The sequence below is a fragment of the Adhaeribacter rhizoryzae genome, from assembly GCF_008629685.1.
Taxonomy (GTDB): domain Bacteria; phylum Bacteroidota; class Bacteroidia; order Cytophagales; family Hymenobacteraceae; genus Adhaeribacter; species Adhaeribacter rhizoryzae.
Genome location: NZ_VWSF01000023.1, coordinates 85,606 through 104,778, shown reverse-complemented (window position 1 = coordinate 104,778; position 19,173 = coordinate 85,606). Strand labels below are relative to the sequence as shown.

The following is a 19,173-nucleotide window of genomic DNA, read 5'->3' as shown; positions in this document are numbered from 1 at the left end:
GAGCGCACCAGCAAATGGGTCTGGTTGTCGGGCACTTGTAAAAACAACTCGCTAATGTCGCCTTCCCGGTCACAGATAATGGTCAACGCGCTGGCCTTTGCCAACACCTGCTTACTGGCTTGAGCAGCCTGAATCCAGCGGTAGCTTTCTTTCTCTTCTATGGGCTGCTTTTGATACTGCCTTTGCTTTCTATCTGGCGCCATTGCTTCTCTACTCCAGACCTGCACATGGCTGTAGCCCAGGCAGCGGCCAGTATCCGCTTGCACCACCAGCGAAGGATGCAGGAAAAAGCCTAAGGACTGCTTATCTCCAATCACCCCGAGCTGCTGCTGGTCGGAAATGTTGCGCCGGTTGCGTTCAAAGTTAGGCTGCGTCGTATCCTGAAATACTAAATAATGGGCGCCCACCTCCACTTGCCGCGCACAGTCCGCTTGCAAGTACGAAATGATTTGACTGGTCTGCAAACGGGGGTTATGCAGCAGACGGTAGTAACTCCGCTGCTCGGCTTCGCTCGCACTTAGCTGATGTATCACCACACTTTGCTTTTCTATTATCTTTTCTACTACTTGCTTGACCCGTCGCTCTATCCGAATATTGCTAAATATTGCATCTGCCATTTACCCCCAACAGCTCCCCGCTCCATTTTGTGTCCTAATCGTAGCCCTAATTTAGGGAAGGAGTTCCGCCTATCCGGAACGTTGCGGAATAGCTTTGTTGAGAAGGTTTAAATCTAATGATTATTTAGCCTTAGAAAAGCAGCAGCTACGAAGCAGACTACAGCAGTTTGGACAGAGAGGGCCTTCTAAGGTTGTGGTGCGTAGCATTCCGAGGTACGAGGAAAACAAGCTTAGACAGCCCGGGTGGCCAAACGGGGCCTCGCGGCCTTGAGCAAACTTAGACTTCAAAGTTTATTTAACACCTTAACCTTGAAAGATGGAATCTTTCAAAAATAAATAAATATCAGGCATTATTAAGAAGCATAGGAATTAATTATAAGATTACGATTGTTTTACAGCTTTTCTTACGGCCGGTGCCACCACATTACCCAACAATTCAATGGCCCGCATTACTTTTGCGTGCGGCAACGTACCTACACTAATGTGTAACAGAAACCGGGTATTGCCAAACAGCTCGTAGTTGTATAATATTTTCTCGATTACCTGTTGCGGACTACCCACCAGCAAGGAACCTTCGGGGGCCCGCATCATTTCAAACTGCGCCCGGTTCATGGGTGGCCAGCCCCGCTCTCGCCCTATTTGGCCCATTAAGTAAGCATACGGCCCGTAAAATTCATCGGCCGCTTGTTGCGAATCTTCGGCAATATAACCATGCGAATTAATGGCTAACTGAAATTTAGATTGGTCGTGACCGGCTTTCTGGTACGTTTCTTTATATAAATTGGTAAAAGGTACAAACCGCTCCGGCATGCCCCCAATAATTGCCAAAGCCATGGGCAAACCGTAGTTGGCGGCCCGCACCACCGATTCAGGGGTCCCGCCAACGGCTACCCAAATCGGCAATTCTTTTTGATAAGGGCGCGGGTAAACGCCCCGGTTATCGATGGATGGCCGAAGCTTACCTTGCCAGGTAATTTTTTCGCTTTTATTTAATTTTATTAATAAATCCAGCTTCTCGGCAAAGAGTGTGTTGTAATCTTTTAAATCGTTGCCGAACAGCGGAAAAGACTCAATAAAAGAACCCCGGCCCGCCATAATCTCGGCCCGGCCTTGCGATAATAAATCTACGTGGGCAAAATCCTGAAATACCCGAACGGGATCATCGGAACTAAGCACCGTAACTGCACTGGATAATTTAATTTGCCTGGTTTTAACGGCAGCCGCTGCCAGCACCACGGCCGGCGACGAAACAATAAAATCGGGCCGGTGGTGTTCGCCAATCGAAAAAACATCTAAGCCCAACTGGTCGGCCAGTTCTACTTCTTCCAGCAAGTGCATCATTCTTTCGTGCGGACTCAGCAGTTTACCGGTAGTTGGGTCCGGGGTATTTTCGACAAAGGTGGTAATTCCTATTTCCATGCTTATAATTTTACCTTATTTAAAGAGCAAAACAAATTATACTGAATAAACAAAAAGTTCACCTGCAATAGCTATTATTTATTAGTTGGTACTTCCGGATGGATTTCAAACTTTAGCTAATACTGGGTGGTAGCCTGCTTAAATATACACGCAACATTTTTCAAAACGCTTTAATATTATTGCCCTTTAGCAAAATATTCTTTTCTTTCGTTAGAAGAAATAGGTAAACATGTTAGATATTGTAATAGAAGCCCGGCAAGCAACTTTAGGCCCTGGTATGGCGGTGCGCAGAATATTGCCGTTCCGGTTGCGCCGGATGGTAGGCCCGTTTATTTTTATGGATCATGCCGGCCCCATAGCTATGCCAGCGCAATTAACAACGGCCATGGATGTGTTGCCACACCCCCACATTGGCCTATCTACGGTAAGCTATTTATTTGGCGGGCAAGTTACGCACCGCGATAGCCTGGGCGTGGAACAAATAATCAGGCCAGGCGAAGTAAACTGGATGACCGCCGGCAGCGGCATTGCGCATTCCGAACGGTTCGAAGATCCTGCCGCTTTAACCGGTGGCCAACTCGAAATGATTCAAACCTGGGTAGCTTTGCCAGAAAAAGACGAAGAAGCAAGTCCGGCTTTTAATAATTACCAACCAGAACAATTGCCAGTATTTACCGATACCGGCGTTTGGATGCGCTTGATAGCCGGTAATGCTTTTGGTTTGCAAAATAACGTAAAAACCCATTCACCTTTGTTTTACGTGCATGTTGTATTAGAAACAGGCGCCCGTTTTGGCTTGCCCCGGGAGCATGCTGAACGCGGCATTTACGTGGCTAAAGGCAGTTTGGAGGTAGCGGGCCGCACGTACACGCCCGGGCAATTGCTGGTTTTTACCAAAGCCACCGACCCCATAATTATAGCAAAAGAACCTACTACCCTCATGTTGCTGGGCGGCGAGCCCTTAGGCGAACGGTTTATCTGGTGGAATTTTGTATCGTCGAGGAAAGAACGGATTGAACAAGCCAAAGCCGATTGGCAGGCCGGCCGCATTCTTTTACCCCCAACCGATAACCAGGAATATATTCCGTTGCCAGCAGATAAATCTAAACCGGCCGGCAGCCCGCCGCCCGAAGCACTTTCCTGAAAGGCAAATAATCTACCCCTCTTCGTTAGAAATCAGCTTAGTTGTTGAATTAAATTTTACTAAAGCCAACAAGATTAAAGCTAATTTATTAACTGTTTTGGCAATATTTTTCAGGTTTTACTTTCTTTCGGGATGAAAGCAATTTCTGCTTCGCTTAAATTTTTTCTGGTGCAAAAGCTCCAAATTTCAAACAAAGAAGCCCTTCAGCATATTCTGTCGGGTAGGGTTTTGGTAAATGGTAAAAAAGGTAATCTGGCCCAACCGCTACACCCGGAAGATGTTGTAATAATTGACCAGCAAGTTATTAAAGAAGGAAAAGAGTTTATTTACCTAGCCTATTACAAACCGCGGGGCATTGAATCTACCTTAAACCAAAATATTGCGCACAGTCTGGGTCAGGCTTTAAATTTTTCCGAAAAGGTTTTCCCGGTTGGCCGCTTAGATAAAGAATCGGAAGGGTTAATGCTGCTAACCAACCATGGCCAGATTTACGATAGAATTGTGCACGCAAAAAATCACCAGGAAAAAGAATATTTGGTAACGGTAAATAACCCCCTAACCCCGGCAGTTTTAGCGCAATTAGCCTCCGGCGTAGAAATAATGGGCCAAAGAACCCGGCCCGCCGTGGTAAACCAGGTAAATAGTACTGCTTTTAATATTATTCTTACGCAAGGCCTTAACCGGCAAATCAGACGGATGTGTTATAAACTGGGTTACGGCGTAGAAAGGCTAATCAGAAAACGTTTGGTAAATATTGAGTTAGGCAATTTAGAACCAGGCGAATGGCGGCATTTAACTTCTAATGAGTTGGCAGTTCTGCAGGAAAAAATAGCCCTCCGGAATTACAGAATATTTTATTAAGCTTAATTCAGCTTGGGCAATATTAAATAATTCACGCCTTCGTATTCGTTGGTTTTGCAAGCCTGGCTTTGAATATTTTTGAAATTTAATTCGAAATTAGCAATTACCTGATCCGGGATAAACAGTTTTTTTATTTTCCGGATGTCCTGCACCACAATATAGGCGCTGGTTTCTTCTACCTTTATTACCTGCTTTAAAAACAAGGGCGAAGGCTGAATCAAATAATTATAAACCTGTTCTTTAGTCCTCATTTTCATATTCATTTAAATTTACCAGAACCAGGAACATCCTTTCGGTCAGAAGCTCAGTTCCCGGTTACCGGATTCACCAAACAAAACAAATTCAAGCAATATTTTTTATTTACCACTTCAAGCTTAATACAAATTAGTTTAATATTTTAAACCAACACCTGGCTTATAAACTAAACTCAACCAGGAACATAGTAAAGATGCAGGAGGAAATTAAACTTTAAAAATTTATTATCCTGAATGCCTTAACTGCTGTTATGAATGCCCGAAATAAGGTGCTGAAAATTTCAGCCAAGTATTTATAAAGATGGGAGTTACTACTGAAAGGTGCCGGAATACGGGAGAATTATTACTTCACTATTTATGGTTATAACAGCTTAAACCTTAGCTTACAGCGGCTAATAAACTGGGGTTAAAAGCGGTAAATTATTCCCCAATTGGCTCCTCCGGGTCTTTATCTTTTAATTTTTTAGGCTTAACTTTAACTTTGCTTTTTTTAGATATTCCAGTAATTTCTTCCAGGTTTTTAACGGCATCAACTACTTTAGAAAGCAAAGCCCGGCCTTCGTCTATACTCGTAACGGAAGCCAGCGTAACCCCTAACCCAACCGCTCCCAGCAACGATAAAATAATGCGGTCGTCTTTTATAACAGGTTTAATGGCCCGGTAAATAGTTTGATGTTTTTTCTTTTTCTTGCCCATACCAATATTGCCCTGAATCTTGTAAGGTTAATCTACGTGCCACTTCTGCCTGGGTTGGGGGGTGGTAATAGCTGGGGTTGCCGGGAGTTGAAATATTAGCCTTAACAGAATATTAACGCAGTTTAAGGGTAAATAGTAGCCATAACGGTAATAAGCAGCTACAAACAGTCCTATTAAAGAATATTTTCAGGAATTTTTATAGACCAGCGAAAACTGACGCAACCAATTTTCGGCCTTGCTTTTATCGTCGAAAACCTGGGCCCGAAAAGATTTAAGCTTAGTGTAAAAAGCAGAGGCAGTAGATTCGGCGAATGATTCGGGTGTGGTAATCATGGCAAAATATTTTAAGCCGGCCCTTGCTGCCTTTGGTGCCCAATCGTTTAAAACCCACTCCAAAGAATGGTCCCAGCCGCCCAGAATTAAGCGGGTATCGTTTAACACACTATTATAACCAGATTCCTGTAGCGCCTTGGTATAAGCCAAAGCACCCGTCTTAATATTTTCTTCGGTTAAATACCCCATCCAATTTACATGCACCCAGCGATTTTTGTCATTTACCGTTATGGTTAAAAACACCCGGCCAAAAGGATTACGAAGTTCTTGCGTCATTATTTTAGTTTAATAAGGCCAAAACTATTAAAAAGCTGAAATGGTTTAACAGCCCCCAACAATATTTATAAATATAAATTATAAAAGTTTACAAAAAAATATACTGCTTGTAAATCCTGGTTAAATACAGTTTTATTTAAATATTTAATAAATAATTAAATGAGAAAAATTTTAATTATGAAAATGGGTACAAACTACCTACGTACCTGTTTACCAGCAGGTTTACTATACCTTGTTATTTATAATAAACCAAGCCAAGCTCTCTAAAATATATTAATTATCTGTTTCCCTTTTCCGAGGCTTTTGTTGTACCCATCCTTTTGAGTTCTGCAACCTTAATAAAATTATTAAGTAATGAAATAGGCTGTTCCGGATTCGGAAAGCTAAAGGCTCGGTTTACAAATATTATTAAATATTAATAAGAGTGCCTTTATCCAAAACAGATGTTTTACTTAAAACTTTAGGACGATTTTTATGCTAGCAATGAATTACCGGGGCCCGCAACGGGTCCGCGTCAGTCAGAAACCTATGCCCGAAATAAAGCATCCCCAAGATGCCATTGTCCGGGTTACGCGCTCCTGTATTTGCGGTTCCGACCTGCATTTATACAACGGCAACGTTCCGGATACCCGGGTCGGGATGACTTTTGGTCATGAGTTTACCGGTATAGTGGAAGAAGTTGGTCCGGAAGTAGAAAAAATAAAAGTAGGCGACCATGTGCTGGTGCCTTTTAATATTGCCTGCGGTAAATGCCATTTCTGCCGGCAAGGTTTATTTGGTAACTGCCACGAATCTAACTCCCAGGCTACCGCTGTAGGTGGTATTTTTGGCTATTCCCATACGGCTGGCGGTTACGATGGCGGCCAGGCCGAATACGTGCGGGTTCCTTATGCCAACGTAGGCCCAACCGTTATTCCGCCCGGCATGGACCCGGACGATGCGGTGCTGCTGACCGATGTGGTACCAACTGGTTACCAGGCTGCCGAAATGGGCGGCATTCAGCCCGGCGATACGGTGGTGGTTTTTGGTGCTGGCCCCATCGGAATAATGGCCGCCAGATGTGCCTGGTTATTTGGCGCCGGCCGGGTAATAGTGATTGATAAAATTGAATACCGGCTGGAATTTGTGAAAAATTACGCCAATTGCGAAGCCTACAACTACGAAGAAATGGACGACCCCGTAGTATTTGTAAAGAAAACCACCGACTGGATGGGAGCCGATGTGGTGATTGATGCAGTAGGTGCAGAAGCAACCGGCAACACCATGCAAACCATTACCGGCCGTAAATTATTGCTGCAGGCTGGTTCGGCTACGGCGCTGCACTGGGCCATTAACTCCGTTAAAAAAGGCGGCATTGTTTCTATTGTAGGGGTTTACGGGCCAACCGATAACCTGGTACCTATTGGCAACGTGGTAAATAAAGGCATTACTATCCGGGCAAACCAAGCTTCGGTGAAAAGATTGCTCCCCCGGTTAATAGATCACGTGCAGAACGGAATATTGAATCCCAAAGCCTTGATTACGCACCGGATTCCTTTAGAAGACGCCGCCGATGCTTACCGTATGTTTTCTGATAAATTGGATAACTGCATTAAACCCGTGCTTATTCCCCCATCAGCCAGAATGTAAAAAAATAAACTATGGAAAATACAACGAAAGATTATTCGCATATTAAAGGTTGGGGCATAGATGCTGATCCGAAGAACGACCCAACCTATCCCATGAAAAATCGCACCGATGCGGAGCAAACCGGCTATAGCTGGGATCGGCCCTCGTTGCAACCGGTAAATACCGAAATTCTGCGCTCGATTGAACGCCCGAATATTACCGCTGTGTTTGGCACCTCTACCCCGCCCAGCGGATTGAGCGGTATGCTCCGGCGATTTGCTTTTAAATACAGCGAATCGAGCTACGGCCACTGGCTGCCTTTATTATTAGCCGACCGGGTAAACGTAGTTGAAGGCGTATTGGATGACCTGAAAAATGGCCATGTTCCTAATATTTTTGCCGAAAAAGGTATGAAAGCCGAATGGCAACATAACCGGTTGGGCGTTATTCAGAAACTTGCCGTTGCGGCCGTACTAACCGTTGGCGTAATTGCTTACGTTAAATCCAGACAAGATGAAGACGATGACGATTAGCCAAAACTTGCGCTTAAGTATATTGGTCATCCTGAGCTTGCCGAAGGATCTATAACAGCATTGTAAAATAACTAATAGCTATTTCGACAGGCTTAATATGACCGCAATAAAGTAAGCGACATACTCCAATAATAATGGTAATAAAATAATCAAGCCGCTGCTGTTATTAAGGTAGAAACATTGTAGTCGAAAGCTACGGGGTTCTATGCTAAATAACAGCAGCGGCTTTTATAAGTTAACAATATTTTTACAAAACAGATTTGATAATATTAATTACCGCCCTCCTAAAATATAGTTTGATTTAAATATTCATTTCTGAATTTGCCGGTTGGATCTAGTTGTAAAGCTAGGTTTTTAAAGGCATCTAATTTTTCGTAACGAGTTGCTATTACTTCGGCAGGCATGGTAAATAATTTTCCCCAGTGCGGCCGCGCCTGAAAAGGTGCTAGTTCTTTTTCTATTAAAGGCAATAATTTACTAACTGCCAGCCAATCTTGTTTCCAGGTAAAATGAATAGCTACGGTTGGCTGTTGGTAGCATGGGCTCAGCCACAAATTATCGGCCGCAATGGTTCTAATTTCCGATACAAATAAATAAGGGCTTATCTGTTCTCCCAAATTAGCAATTGCCTGAATAGCATCCACGGCATAATGGCTGGCTACAAAATATTCTGATTGCAGTTCTACGCCGCTGCTGGGCGTAAAGCCCATTTTAAAATGGGGTAACCGCTCGTACCAGGCGCCCGGCAAGCCTAATTGTTCGGTACAGTTTTCGGCGGGCACGCCCGCAATTGGGTGCAAAGGTTGCGTAGCAGCGGTAGCGCCAAAAAACGCCGGTGCAACGCTATTGTTATGGTTATTATTTATTTTGCTTTTAATCCAAACTTCGGTAAAGCTATTATGTCGCCAGTCGGTAAATAAACTCACGCTGTAGCCGGCCGCTACAATCTCCTGAAAGTTAGCGGTAAACTGCGCCAAAGGCAGGTTTTCGTAGACAACCTGCTGCATCTGGTAAGCCGGTTCCAAGGCTAAGGTTACTTTTGTTATTACGCCAACTGCGCCTAAGTTTACCACCAGACCATTAAATAAATCGCCATCTTTTTCTTTCGAAAAAGTGCTTATACTGCCATCGGCCAGCACCATTTCCAAAGCCTGCACCGGTACAGCCAGGTTGCCGTTCCCTACGCCGGAACCGTGCGTGGCGGTAATAATAGAACCTGCAACCGAAATATGAGGCAACGAAGCCAGATTGTGCAAGGCATAGCCGTGTTCGTGCAGGTATGGTGCCAGTTCGCCGTATTTAATACCTCCTTCCACGGTTACAGTATGAGCCTGCGTATCTAAACTTATTATTTTATTTAATCTTTTGGTCGAAAGCAAATAATCTGGGCTGTCGGCAATGCGGTTAAAACAGTGGCGGGAGCCCAATACTTTTAGCTTATCGTGCTTTTGTACCAATTCCTGTACTTCGGCTACGGTATCGGGGAAATACACCTTATCTGTAGTAAACTGAATATTGCCGGCCCAGTTGGTAATAATGCTGTCTGATAATCCTGTGCTTAAAGATGTTAGCCTACTATTAGTCTGCCCGGTTGGTGATAAATTTCTATTAGTTTTATTCTGCATCTGTGATTCTGTTTACATACTTAAAAAAGGCTATCTAATTTGCCAGCTGCTTCTTTTTATTTAATATTAAAAGAGATAATCCTTAATATTTTTAAGCCTATTTAAGCCAATGCAAATTAAACTTAATCTGCTACAATTTAATCTTTGATTTAGAACGGGATATTTAAAAGTCAGTTTGTTGCTGATAGTTAATGGATTTTGCAACTAGCAATAGCTTTAGCAAGAAGTTATTTTTATTTCCTTAACCGCTTTCAAAAAAATTATCTCTTAGTTGCTGATATTTTAGATTAGTCCTATTAGCTTAACCACTAAAATCCGAACTTCCTATGAATTCCTGTATCCGGAAATTCTCGTACGTACTACTCGTAACCATGCATGCGTCCGGAATGGCGTTGGCGCAAAAGCCTAAACCCAAGCCGCTGCTCATTAACCTTGACCCACAACAGAAAGCCCAAGCCATCGATAACTTTGGGGCGGCGGGTTGCTGGTACGCCGAAGGTATTGGCAAACATTGGCCGGCAGAAAAAAGAGAAAAAATAGCCGAACTGCTTTTCAGCCGGGAAAAAGACGCCCAGGGAAATCCCAAAGGCATTGGTTTATCGGCGTGGCGGTTTAATATTGGCGGCGGCACCACCGAGCAAGGCGACAGCAGTGGCATTGGCGATGTAAACCGCCGGGTAGAAGGCTTTTTGCAAAACGATGGCACTTATAACTGGAACAAGCAACAAGGCCAAACCTGGTTTTTGCAGCAAGCAAAACAATTTGGCGTAGAAAACCTGATTGCATTTGCCAATACACCGCCCGTACAATTTACCCAAAATAAATTAGGCTTTAAAACGGTTAAAGATTATAAAGCTAATTTAAGACCAGATAAATACGAAGCGTATACCGACTTCTTAGCCAAAGTACTTCAGCATTACCAAGATCAAGGTTTACAGTTTAAATATATTAGTCCGGTAAACGAACCCCAATGGGATTGGACCGGCAAGTTTGGCGAAGCCAAGCAAGAAGGCAGCCCCTGGCAAAACCCTGAAATAGCCCGGGTAATAAATGCCCTGAATAATTCTTTAAACCAGCATAAATTAACAACGCAAATTATTTTGCCCGAAGCGGCGAAACTCACGTATTTGTACGCCGAGAAATCGGGAGCTTCGCGCCAGGTGCAGCAGTTCTTCGGGAAAAACAGTGCGCTTAATTTAAGCCGGTTGTCGCATGTACCTAAACTGGTGGTGGGGCACAGTTATTTCACCGATGAAGGCGATAGTGCTATTGTGGCCGTGCGGCAGCAGGTAGCCGATACAGCGGCCCATTACGGCGTAGGTTTCTGGCAATCGGAATATTCTATGTTAGCAAATGGTTACCGGGAAGGCACCAGAGGTCGCCGCTCCGCTATGGATTGCGGTTTGTTTCTGGCCAAAATAATACACCAGGATTTAACCGTGGCCAACGCCAGCGCCTGGCAGTTCTGGAATGCTTTTGAGCCCGGCAAACCCGATTTTGATACCCGTTATTATTTAATTGCTCTGCAACCTAATCGTAACCATACCAACGGCGAATTTTTTCAAACCAAAAACTTATGGGCCCTGGGTCATTACAGTTTGTTTATCCGGCCGGGCATGCATCGGCTGCTCATTAAACGCAACGATAATTTATCGCCGGTGGCCGCTGCCCAGCGTGTAATGGTTTCGGCTTATACCGGCGAGAAAAATAAGCTGGTGGTGGTGGCCATTAATTACGAAGCAGAAGCCAAAGCCCTGCAACTAGCAATAAAAAATTACCCCAAAGGCGCTACTTACCAACGCTATGTAACAACGGCTGCGCCCGACGAGAATATGAAGCTTTACCCAACCGGGAAAATAAAGGAGCAAATTTCCTTACCGCCCCGCTCTATTACCACGCTGGTTATTAATTATTAATAATCGTTTGAAAATACAGAAAACCAGAACTTGCGGCCGGTTGCCATAACAGGCCGCAAGTTCTGGTTTTAATTTTATCTTAATTTAGTTTGCGGATATCAGCTTTTTAAAGAACGGAACCAGTTCCTGGGCTAATATTGCGTGGTCTTCTACATTGGGGTGCCCGCTACAGCCTCGCGCCCGCATGGGCTGGAAAAAATATAAGGCTACTGGTTTGTCGGTTGGGTAAGCTGCATCAATTTTACTTTTTACGGCAGTAAGGCAGTTTTGCAGGGTTTGGCGATTTTTACCGTTTAGCATGGGGCTGCTCAGCAGGGCTATTTGGGCCGGCGGATACTTACTTTTAACCTGCTGCACAAATTTAATATAGCTGTTTACGTAACTGGCACTATCGAAAGGCAACCTTGTTTTTTTACCATCTCCGCCACTAAAATCGTTCGTGCCCAAAGCTATACTTACCACCTGGGGTTTAAACCTGGTAAAATCCCACAGTTGCGCATTATATTCCTGAAAATTAACTTGCTCGTACACCTGGGGCATGGTTGGCCCGTCGGAATTCCAGTTGCGGTAAACCCCAATGCCGCTCACGCTGCTTAATACAAAGTTAAGGCCTAATGTTCTTGCCAGCCGGGGGCCGTAAGCCATATAAGCGTTGTGCTGGTCGTGGTAAACACCCGAACCGCAAGGTACTTCCGAAGGATCGGCAGCCGCCCCGCTAGTAATACTATTCCCAATAAATTCAATGATTGGTTTTACTGGATTCTTAAGCGGTTTTAATTTTTTGCCGGTAATGCTACTAATTAAAATAGGCCCGGTATACGCTTCGGTAGCTTTATACACCCAAACAATATGTTTGCCGGTCGTTGGCGCGGTTATCCGGATGGGTTCTTTCGCATTGCCTGCTACCCGTATTCGCTTCTGGTACACACCGTCCAGTTCGTACTGCAAATAATTATGGCCATTGGCGTTGGGGATAGAAGCAAACAACTGGCATTCGGTTCCTTCAAAACTAAAACCAAAATGCACCGCCGAACTTACCAGTTCCAATTTCTGCTCCTGGTTTAATAGGTACCGGCCAAAAGGCTGCAAAGCCGCGGCGGGCAAATATTCTTCTTGGGGGTTGTTAATGTTAAAGGTAGAACAGCTTAAGCAAAAAAAGCAAAGCGTCAGGGCTAATAAATTACGTTGGTTACGCATGCAATAATTTTATTTGTTTAAAATGGTGCCGGATTAACAATATTCTGATTATTTTAATAGCTAAAAATACTGCCAAGAGAATAATACTCACAACCCATTTCTGAATTATACTTTTAAACAAACTTGAATATTCCCGGATTAGGCTTTCAAATTCTAAGCAATTTATACCTGCTATTAGGGAGAATAGGGTAAGCTACAACCTTAAAAACAACAAACATTATTTATGCCGCTGTTTTACAGTGCTTTATGTAGAGAATATCCGGTCTAAAACTAAATAATTATAACCAACGCGGTCAGTTTATTTTAGTAGCTTTTTATTCGAAACAGCCATTTGTAACAAATAATTTTTATTGTATTTAACGGCTTTTTTAAGCTGAAAAATTGGCAAAATTTGTTACAACCAATTTGCTATCAGATTATTGTATAATATTTAATTTTTATTTCTATTGCTTAAACCCTAGTTTTGCGCCTCCAAATAAGACGTATTAACTAAGATATATTATTTAATGATAAAACAACGCAAAGGCCTGGCCATCCTGATTGTACTGTCGCTTCTTCTTTATATTTCGGCCGCCCAGGTTCCAGTTCTAGATATTACCAGCGTTCTCGCCAAAATACAACCCACCGAAAAACCAGCTACTACGGCGCCGCCAGCAGCGGAAAAAATAACCCCACCCGCCCCTATTGTGTATGGCATTCCAACCGATTCTTTGGAAATAGTAGAGAGCGAAGTAGAACGGGGCGAAACGGTTTCGAGCATTTTAGGCGCTTACAATATTTCACCGGTTACCATTCATGAGTTGGCGCTTAAAGCCAAAAATATTTTCAACTTAAAGCGCATTCAGCCCAAGCGCAACTATATTTTACTGCATACCCGCGATTCGGCTCAAACCGCCCAATATTTTATTTACGAGCCCAACGAAAGAGAATATATTATTTACGATCTCCGCGACAGCCTACAGGTTACCCGTCACAAACGCGAAATGCAAATAATAGAGCGGGAACTGGCCGGCGAAATAAAAGGCTCTTTGTATGAATCGGTGCTGGCGGCGGGAGGCTCGGCGCAGCTGGTAGATAAACTGGCCGATATTTACGCCTGGCGCTTAAACCTGAACCACATGCAGCCCGGCGACCAGTTTAAGCTGATATTTGAGGAAAAACAAATAAACGGGAGTGTAATTGGGTACGGCGCTTTAAAGGCGGCCTTTTTTCAGCATAACGGCCAACCGCTTTATGCCATTGCTTTCGACCAGGGCAACGGAGTAGCTTATTACGACCAGGATGGCAAAAGCTTTAAAAAGGCTTTTTTAAAAGAACCTTTGGAATATTCGCGGGTAAGCTCCCGGTATACCATGCGCCGTTTTCACCCGGTACAAAAAAGATTTAAAGCGCACCTGGGCACCGACTTTGCTGCACCCAGAGGCACCCCCATCCGGAGTGTGGGCGAAGGCGTAATATTAGATGCTGCATACGCCCGGGGCAATGGTTATTTTGTAAAAATCAGGCATAACAAAACTTATACAACCCAATATTTGCATCTTTCTAAATTTGCAAAAGGCATCCGGCGCGGTAAAACCGTGCAACAAGGCCAAACCATTGGGTACGTAGGCAGCACCGGCCTGAGCACTGGTCCGCACCTATGCTACCGCCTGTGGAAGAACGGTAAGCAGGTAGATGCCTTAAAAGTTAAACTGCCCTTGGCTGAACCGGTGAACCGCAAGAGCAAAAAAGCGTTTTTAGCTGCCAAGGAAGAAATTGTAAAAAGGCTGGAAGCTTTAAACTTAAACCAACCGAACGAAAACAGTGGTACCTTAGTAGCCTCTGATAATACCAAAGCAGCTAAAAAGAGTTAAGTACGCAAACTTTTATTAGTTTAATAGATCAGACAAAAAGAGGAAGCCGGAAACTTCCTCTTTTTTATTTTAATAACTATATTAATCTAATACAGGAAGTTTTTAATGTAGATTTTTTTCCAGATAGTTATTATTTATAAAGTTACTTTTTAACTTCAATCAACCGGTCGAGCAGCTTAACCCGATACGATTGATATTTTACAAAATCAATTGGATTCTCTTCGTGCTCAATTAAGTTTTCGAGATAAAAAAGGCAATCCTGAACCTCCTCTAAACTAAGCTGCGAAACATCCAGGTTCTCAAAAATAGTAAATTCCAACCCTTGCATACCAAATATTGCCTTTACTGAAGGCCAACCTAAAATATATAAATTTTTGAATATTTTTACAGTACAAATTTAACTAATTATTCCTTTAGGGTACAAGAAATTGTGCTACTAGCTAAAAATATTTTATGTAATAAAGCAATTTTAGGTGGTGGCCATTCTTTTATTGGCCTCTATACACCACAACCATTCGTCGGTAAATATTTTAGCCCGCCTTTCTGCCTGTTGCGGGTTAAGTGGTTTGCCTGCTGCATCAAAATTATTCTGGGCGCTGGGCACCGGAAACATGGCCGGCACTACCCAAGCCCGTATTTTGTAAAGCGTAAACAAAAGCGAGGTAATTACCTGGGTGCCACCAAAATTTCCATCCGAAACGGTAGCAATGGCAATGGGCTTCCGGTGCCACTCTTCGTAAAGCAAATCAATTACATTTTTTAAACTAGCCGGGTAACCGCCGTTATATTCGGGTGTGCAAATTAAAACACCATCGGCCTTCCGGATTCTGGCGGCAAAATCCAGTACCTGCGCCGAAGGATTCTCCTGAAAACTCAGGCGTTCTTCGAAAATCGGAAACCCAAAAGCCTGCAAATCCAGCAAATCGGTAGTACCTAGTTGCTGTGCTTGTATATAATTTTGAAAAAACAAAGCTACCCTTTTGGTATTATTTGCAGTACGTACGCTGGCAGCTATTATGGCGAGGTGTGGCATAGCAGTTTGTGTTTTATAAGTCTATTAGATTATCTGCATCAGATTATCTAATAACTAGAGTTAGTACAAGTGGTTTTCGTTACAATAAACGCTTGTCAAAATATCTAACAGATAGCATTAATAAATTTAGATAATCTTTTTGACGCGCCTTTATAGCCAGTAACAGAACTTGCCCGAATCAATCTAAGAAATATAATTATTAATAACCCCTCCTAGACTTAGGTGGTGCTCTAAATTACCCTTTCTTCAGATAGTTAATTCAGCTAAGTTGCGACGTTGCCAATAACCGCATAAATAAAACTAATTATTCTACAACCACCATCCCTGCATTTTTGAGGCTGGCGTAACCTTCGGAAACGTTAATTACCTGCTTAAACCCCATCTGCTGCATTAGTTGCGCAGCTTTACTGCTGCGGCCACCTACCGCACAATAAACCAGGTAAGGTTTGGTTTTGTCAAACTTAGCTAATTTATCGGCAAAGTCAGGGGCATTATAATTAAGATTATGCGCATTTTTAAGATGGCCACCCGCGTATTCCTGCGGCGTTCGTACGTCCAGCAGAACTAAATTTGGTTGTTTGGTTAGAGCGGCTTTCGCGCCTTTGCTATCTACGGTTTTAAGGCTGGCAGCCGGTTGTTGCATAATATTCGCGGTAACAGTAGCAAATACTATTGGCTTTGGGTTAAAAGAAGTTAAAGTTGGTAATAAAAAGCTAATCAGGTAAACTGCTTTCATTTGGCGGAGAATTTACATTGTTCTGGCATAGTAATAAACGCTTAAGTGGGTAATGATAATTGCAAAATAATAAATAAAGAATTTCTTAAAAATTGTACCGGTTAATATTGCGTTTTCTTTAAACCGATATAATTACAGCAATTGTAAAAACCAGTAAGCAACCCACTTTGCTGTTTGCCTCAATTTAGCACTTGTAAACCTATAAACCGGTAAAATCTGTAGATAAAATACTGAAAATTCAGTATTGCTTGGCTTTTGGTAGCCGTTTAACTTAGCGCTAAACCAGGCCAATGCCCGATTTTCAAAACTAACCTTTTCTGGATCTGCTCTAAAAAACTTCGGGCTATAAAAAATCAAATTATTATCAATGCTAAAAGTAGCAAAGCAAATAAAGAAATATACAACGCCCCAATAAGCTTTGGTGGCTTTACTAATTATCATGCATTTTAAACTTTAAGGTATGAAAAACAGAATTACGCTTTTCCTTTCGGCTTTAGTTCTTTTGAGCAGTAGCGGCTGCGACGAAATACTGGATGAAATAAAAAAAGAAAAACGTCACGCCCCCCGCATAACAACTCTGGCTCAGGATTTAACCGGTCCGTTGGGCATTGAAACAGACAAAAAAGGTAATTTGTGGGTTACCGAAGCAGGTACCGGCCAAACCAACGACGGGCAACTAACCTTAATTACGCCGCAGGGCCGTAAATTTACGGTAGTGCAAGGGTTTGTTTCCGAAGTAAGCCCCGAAGGTGGCATTTTTGGCCTGAACCACTTGTTGCTCCACGAAGGTACGCTTTACATGCTGCACGGCGTAGAAGGCAAATTGTATAAATATAATATTGCCAATTATAAACCAGGCGCGGCCCCCATCCAGGCCAGCCAACTCCCCTTCGAAGACATTGGTACTTTCGTAAAAAATTACGCCTTCGAAGAAGATACCGACGAAACTGATATTTTTAACCTGACAGTAGGGCCCGGTGGTGATATATTTATAGTAGATGCCGCGGCTAATGCTGTTATTCGCCGGCGATCTGGTACGGGCCAATTAAGTGTATTTGCTACTATACCGCCTGTACCAAACCCCCAAGGTGATCCCGATCAGGTTCAGGCGGTACCTACCGGTATTGTGTACGATGGCAATAATTTTCTGGTATGTACCTTTACCGGTTTTCCTTTCCCCGCCAACCAGGCTACTATTTACCAGGTTAATCGGCAAGGCAATACTACCGTTTATCAATCGGGTTTGGCTAGTTTAACCGATATTGAATTAGGCCCCGACCATAAACCCTTAGTAGTGGAATATGGCACCTGGACCGGCGAAGGTTTCGCCGAGAATTCCGGTGCTTTGGTTCGCTCTACCCCAGAGAAAAACACCCGGTTAATTACGGGCTTAAACTTTCCGAACTCGCTGGAACGAGGCAACGGCCAGGTATATTACATTGCCCAAACCTTTGATGGGGTTATCCGGAAAATAAATTATTAAGGTAGCACTTGGATTTACTATATAATAACACGGGCGAATAGCTTTTAAAAGAAGCTACTCGCCCGTGTTATTATATGGGGTTAACGAAAAGTATATTATTCTTTATTTAGCGTAGACGGGCACACAAAATTGGTGCGGGAAATATCGGTTGCCGCAATAGCTTTAAAGCCGCCGGCCACATCTATAATATTATGATAGCCGCGCGCCCGTAAAATAGAAGCCGCAATCATAGAACGGTACCCACCGGCGCAATGCATATACACCAATTCTTCTTTCGGAATTTCGGCTAAGTGCTCGTTCAGGAAATCCAGCGGAATATTAAGTGCGCCTGCTACGTGTTCGGCTTTATATTCGCTTTCTTTCCTAACATCAATTATTAGCGGCGCTCCTGTTTTAAATTGTTCGGCCAATTCTTCCGCTGAAACTGAAATAATAGTATCTACTTCTTTACCGGCTGCTCTCCAGGCTTTTAAACCGCCTTGTAAATACCCCAAAGCATGGTCGTAGCCAACGCGGGCCAAACGGGTAACCACTTCTTCTTCGCGGCCAGCATCCGCTATAAACACCAGGGGCTGCTTTACATCCGGAATTAAGGCACCTACCCACGGCGCAAAACTGCCATCGATGCCAATATTAATGGCATTGGGAACAAAGCCAGCGGCAAAATCAGTAGCACTGCGGGTATCCAGCATTATGGCGCCGGTTTCGTTAGCAGCCGCTTCAAAAGCTTCCGGACTTAAAGCCTGCAAACCATGTTCTAATACCGTTTGTATGCTGGTGTAACCTTGCTTGTTTAATTGCACATTTTGCGGGAAATAACTAGGCGGCGGCATTAATCCGGCCGTTACTTCTTTAATAAATTCCTCTTTAGTCATGTTGGCGCGCAATGCGTAATTGGTTTGTTTCTGATGACCAAGCGTATCAAAAGTTTCTTTGCTCATATTTTTGCCGCAGGCCGAACCCGCACCGTGGGCCGGATAAACGAGCACCGCATCGCCTAAAGGCATTATTTTATCTCGCAACGAATCGAATAAATGGCCGGCTAATTGTTCCTGGCTTAGTTCCGATTTGGCCGCTAAATCGGGCCGGCCCACATCGCCAATAAATAAGGTGTCGCCGGTAAAAATGGCAAAATCTTTATCTTCTTCATCGCGCAGCAAATACGTGACCGATTCCAGGGTATGGCCGGGGGTATGCAGCACTTTCAAAGTTACATTGCCTAAAGTCAGTTCTTCGCCGTCTTGCGCCAGATAAGCCGGAAAGTTGGGGTTAGCCACTGCGCCGTAAACAATTTGGGCACCGGTAGCCTGGGCTAAATCTAAATGGCCCGAAACAAAATCGGCGTGGAAGTGCGTTTCCAGCACATATTTTATTTTAACATTATTTTTTTCGGCTTTCTCCAGATAAGGTTTTATTTCGCGTAAGGGATCAATAATGGCGGCTTCGCCGTTACTTTCCAGGTAATAAGTTCCTTGCGCCAGGCAACCGGTATATATTTGTTCTACTTTCATAGCTTCTTTTAACTAAATGAGGTTACGCAAAATTAAACGGTATACTTGCTATAATTCTTTAGAGCCAATTGCTGTTGT

At 43.4% G+C, this 19,173-nt stretch carries 18 protein-coding genes and 1 pseudogene; 7 read left to right on the top strand and 12 right to left on the bottom strand.

The features are described 5' to 3' along the window. Together F0145_RS21620 and F0145_RS21615 are read right to left on the bottom strand one after the other, a co-directional pair. Positions 1-617 (bottom strand): annotated as a pseudogene (locus F0145_RS21620) (hypothetical protein); the annotation flags it as partial. Between the two features lie 381 nt (positions 618-998). After that, a complete protein-coding gene (locus tag F0145_RS21615; protein ID WP_150091896.1) occupies positions 999-2,036 on the bottom strand; it encodes an LLM class flavin-dependent oxidoreductase in 1,038 nt (345 codons plus the stop codon). 229 nt (positions 2,037-2,265) lie between these two features. Here F0145_RS21615 and F0145_RS21610 point away from each other — a divergent pair, with 229 nt between their 5' ends. Both F0145_RS21610 and F0145_RS21605 read left to right on the top strand, forming a co-directional pair. Next, the gene (locus F0145_RS21610; RefSeq protein WP_150091894.1) at positions 2,266-3,180 is read left to right on the top strand and encodes a pirin family protein; all 915 of its coding nucleotides are present in this window, start codon (positions 2,266-2,268) and stop codon (positions 3,178-3,180) included. A 132-nt stretch (positions 3,181-3,312) separates the two neighbouring features. Further along, positions 3,313-4,041 carry a pseudouridine synthase gene (locus F0145_RS21605; RefSeq protein WP_150091892.1) on the top strand — a complete coding sequence of 243 codons (729 nt, stop codon included), beginning with the start codon at positions 3,313-3,315 and terminating at the stop codon, positions 4,039-4,041. A gap of 2 nt (positions 4,042-4,043) precedes the next feature. Here the strand turns inward: F0145_RS21605 and F0145_RS21600 are convergent, their stop codons facing one another. The 3 genes from F0145_RS21600 to F0145_RS21590 form a co-directional block, all read right to left on the bottom strand. Continuing rightward, on the bottom strand, positions 4,044-4,292 hold the full coding sequence (locus F0145_RS21600; protein WP_150091890.1) for a hypothetical protein: 249 nt from the start codon (positions 4,290-4,292) through the stop codon (positions 4,044-4,046). Between the two features lie 423 nt (positions 4,293-4,715). After that, positions 4,716-4,991, bottom strand: coding sequence for a hypothetical protein (locus F0145_RS21595; RefSeq protein ID WP_150091888.1), 276 nt, complete (start codon positions 4,989-4,991; stop codon positions 4,716-4,718). Between the two features lie 186 nt (positions 4,992-5,177). Then, entirely contained in the window at positions 5,178-5,600 is a 423-nt protein-coding gene (locus F0145_RS21590; RefSeq protein ID WP_150091886.1) for an STAS/SEC14 domain-containing protein, read from the bottom strand. 474 nt (positions 5,601-6,074) lie between these two features. Here F0145_RS21590 and F0145_RS21585 point away from each other — a divergent pair, with 474 nt between their 5' ends. Both F0145_RS21585 and F0145_RS21580 read left to right on the top strand, forming a co-directional pair. Beyond that, complete coding sequence (locus F0145_RS21585) at positions 6,075-7,229, top strand: zinc-dependent alcohol dehydrogenase (protein ID WP_150091884.1); 1,155 nt, start codon at positions 6,075-6,077, stop codon at positions 7,227-7,229. 11 nt (positions 7,230-7,240) lie between these two features. Beyond that, on the top strand, positions 7,241-7,741 hold the full coding sequence (locus F0145_RS21580; RefSeq protein ID WP_150091882.1) for a hypothetical protein: 501 nt from the start codon (positions 7,241-7,243) through the stop codon (positions 7,739-7,741). Between the two features lie 284 nt (positions 7,742-8,025). Here F0145_RS21580 and F0145_RS21575 read toward each other — a convergent pair whose 3' ends face one another. Continuing rightward, positions 8,026-9,366 (bottom strand): FAD-binding protein, encoded by a 1,341-nt coding sequence (locus F0145_RS21575; RefSeq protein ID WP_150091880.1) that lies wholly within the window; start codon positions 9,364-9,366, stop codon positions 8,026-8,028. A 326-nt stretch (positions 9,367-9,692) separates the two neighbouring features. Between F0145_RS21575 and F0145_RS21570 the strand changes: the two genes are divergently transcribed. After that, positions 9,693-11,282, top strand: coding sequence for a glycoside hydrolase (locus F0145_RS21570; RefSeq protein WP_150091878.1), 1,590 nt, complete (start codon positions 9,693-9,695; stop codon positions 11,280-11,282). An 84-nt stretch (positions 11,283-11,366) separates the two neighbouring features. On the opposite strand, the gene F0145_RS21565 is transcribed toward F0145_RS21570, so the two are convergent. Continuing rightward, positions 11,367-12,479, bottom strand: coding sequence for an SGNH/GDSL hydrolase family protein (locus F0145_RS21565; protein WP_150091876.1), 1,113 nt, complete (start codon positions 12,477-12,479; stop codon positions 11,367-11,369). A gap of 506 nt (positions 12,480-12,985) precedes the next feature. Between F0145_RS21565 and F0145_RS21560 the strand changes: the two genes are divergently transcribed. After that, the gene (locus F0145_RS21560; RefSeq protein ID WP_150091874.1) at positions 12,986-14,332 is read left to right on the top strand and encodes a peptidoglycan DD-metalloendopeptidase family protein; all 1,347 of its coding nucleotides are present in this window, start codon (positions 12,986-12,988) and stop codon (positions 14,330-14,332) included. A gap of 142 nt (positions 14,333-14,474) precedes the next feature. On the opposite strand, the gene F0145_RS21555 is transcribed toward F0145_RS21560, so the two are convergent. The 4 genes from F0145_RS21555 to F0145_RS21540 all read right to left on the bottom strand — a co-directional run bounded on the left by F0145_RS21555 (position 14,475) and on the right by F0145_RS21540 (position 16,542). Next, positions 14,475-14,660 (bottom strand): hypothetical protein, encoded by a 186-nt coding sequence (locus F0145_RS21555; RefSeq protein ID WP_150091872.1) that lies wholly within the window; start codon positions 14,658-14,660, stop codon positions 14,475-14,477. A gap of 141 nt (positions 14,661-14,801) precedes the next feature. Next, on the bottom strand, positions 14,802-15,365 hold the full coding sequence (locus F0145_RS21550; protein WP_150091871.1) for an NADPH-dependent FMN reductase: 564 nt from the start codon (positions 15,363-15,365) through the stop codon (positions 14,802-14,804). Positions 15,366-15,669: 304 nt separating this feature from the next. Continuing rightward, on the bottom strand, positions 15,670-16,101 hold the full coding sequence (locus tag F0145_RS21545; RefSeq protein WP_150091869.1) for a rhodanese-like domain-containing protein: 432 nt from the start codon (positions 16,099-16,101) through the stop codon (positions 15,670-15,672). A gap of 132 nt (positions 16,102-16,233) precedes the next feature. Next, positions 16,234-16,542 carry a hypothetical protein gene (locus F0145_RS21540; RefSeq protein WP_150091867.1) on the bottom strand — a complete coding sequence of 103 codons (309 nt, stop codon included), beginning with the start codon at positions 16,540-16,542 and terminating at the stop codon, positions 16,234-16,236. A gap of 19 nt (positions 16,543-16,561) precedes the next feature. Here F0145_RS21540 and F0145_RS21535 point away from each other — a divergent pair, with 19 nt between their 5' ends. After that, on the top strand, positions 16,562-17,584 hold the full coding sequence (locus F0145_RS21535; RefSeq protein ID WP_150091865.1) for a ScyD/ScyE family protein: 1,023 nt from the start codon (positions 16,562-16,564) through the stop codon (positions 17,582-17,584). 95 nt (positions 17,585-17,679) lie between these two features. Here the strand turns inward: F0145_RS21535 and F0145_RS21530 are convergent, their stop codons facing one another. Then, complete coding sequence (locus F0145_RS21530; RefSeq protein ID WP_150091863.1) at positions 17,680-19,095, bottom strand: MBL fold metallo-hydrolase; 1,416 nt, start codon at positions 19,093-19,095, stop codon at positions 17,680-17,682. Positions 19,096-19,173: the final 78 nt, after the last annotated feature.

What these genes read in the sequence shown, in the direction of transcription:
- F0145_RS21615 (WP_150091896.1), bottom strand. Translation starts at nt 2,036, where the DNA reads ATGGAAATAGGAATTACCACCTTTGTCGAAAATACCCCGGACCCAACT.
- F0145_RS21610 (WP_150091894.1), top strand. Translation starts at nt 2,266, where the DNA reads ATGTTAGATATTGTAATAGAAGCCCGGCAAGCAACTTTAGGCCCTGGT.
- F0145_RS21605 (WP_150091892.1), top strand. Translation starts at nt 3,313, where the DNA reads ATGAAAGCAATTTCTGCTTCGCTTAAATTTTTTCTGGTGCAAAAGCTC.
- F0145_RS21600 (WP_150091890.1), bottom strand. Translation starts at nt 4,292, where the DNA reads ATGAGGACTAAAGAACAGGTTTATAATTATTTGATTCAGCCTTCGCCC.
- F0145_RS21595 (WP_150091888.1), bottom strand. Translation starts at nt 4,991, where the DNA reads ATGGGCAAGAAAAAGAAAAAACATCAAACTATTTACCGGGCCATTAAA.
- F0145_RS21590 (WP_150091886.1), bottom strand. Translation starts at nt 5,600, where the DNA reads ATGACGCAAGAACTTCGTAATCCTTTTGGCCGGGTGTTTTTAACCATA.
- F0145_RS21585 (WP_150091884.1), top strand. Translation starts at nt 6,075, where the DNA reads ATGCTAGCAATGAATTACCGGGGCCCGCAACGGGTCCGCGTCAGTCAG.
- F0145_RS21580 (WP_150091882.1), top strand. Translation starts at nt 7,241, where the DNA reads ATGGAAAATACAACGAAAGATTATTCGCATATTAAAGGTTGGGGCATA.
- F0145_RS21575 (WP_150091880.1), bottom strand. Translation starts at nt 9,366, where the DNA reads ATGCAGAATAAAACTAATAGAAATTTATCACCAACCGGGCAGACTAAT.
- F0145_RS21570 (WP_150091878.1), top strand. Translation starts at nt 9,693, where the DNA reads ATGAATTCCTGTATCCGGAAATTCTCGTACGTACTACTCGTAACCATG.
- F0145_RS21565 (WP_150091876.1), bottom strand. Translation starts at nt 12,479, where the DNA reads ATGCGTAACCAACGTAATTTATTAGCCCTGACGCTTTGCTTTTTTTGC.
- F0145_RS21560 (WP_150091874.1), top strand. Translation starts at nt 12,986, where the DNA reads ATGATAAAACAACGCAAAGGCCTGGCCATCCTGATTGTACTGTCGCTT.
- F0145_RS21555 (WP_150091872.1), bottom strand. Translation starts at nt 14,660, where the DNA reads ATGCAAGGGTTGGAATTTACTATTTTTGAGAACCTGGATGTTTCGCAG.
- F0145_RS21550 (WP_150091871.1), bottom strand. Translation starts at nt 15,365, where the DNA reads ATGCCACACCTCGCCATAATAGCTGCCAGCGTACGTACTGCAAATAAT.
- F0145_RS21545 (WP_150091869.1), bottom strand. Translation starts at nt 16,101, where the DNA reads ATGAAAGCAGTTTACCTGATTAGCTTTTTATTACCAACTTTAACTTCT.
- F0145_RS21540 (WP_150091867.1), bottom strand. Translation starts at nt 16,542, where the DNA reads ATGATAATTAGTAAAGCCACCAAAGCTTATTGGGGCGTTGTATATTTC.
- F0145_RS21535 (WP_150091865.1), top strand. Translation starts at nt 16,562, where the DNA reads ATGAAAAACAGAATTACGCTTTTCCTTTCGGCTTTAGTTCTTTTGAGC.
- F0145_RS21530 (WP_150091863.1), bottom strand. Translation starts at nt 19,095, where the DNA reads ATGAAAGTAGAACAAATATATACCGGTTGCCTGGCGCAAGGAACTTAT.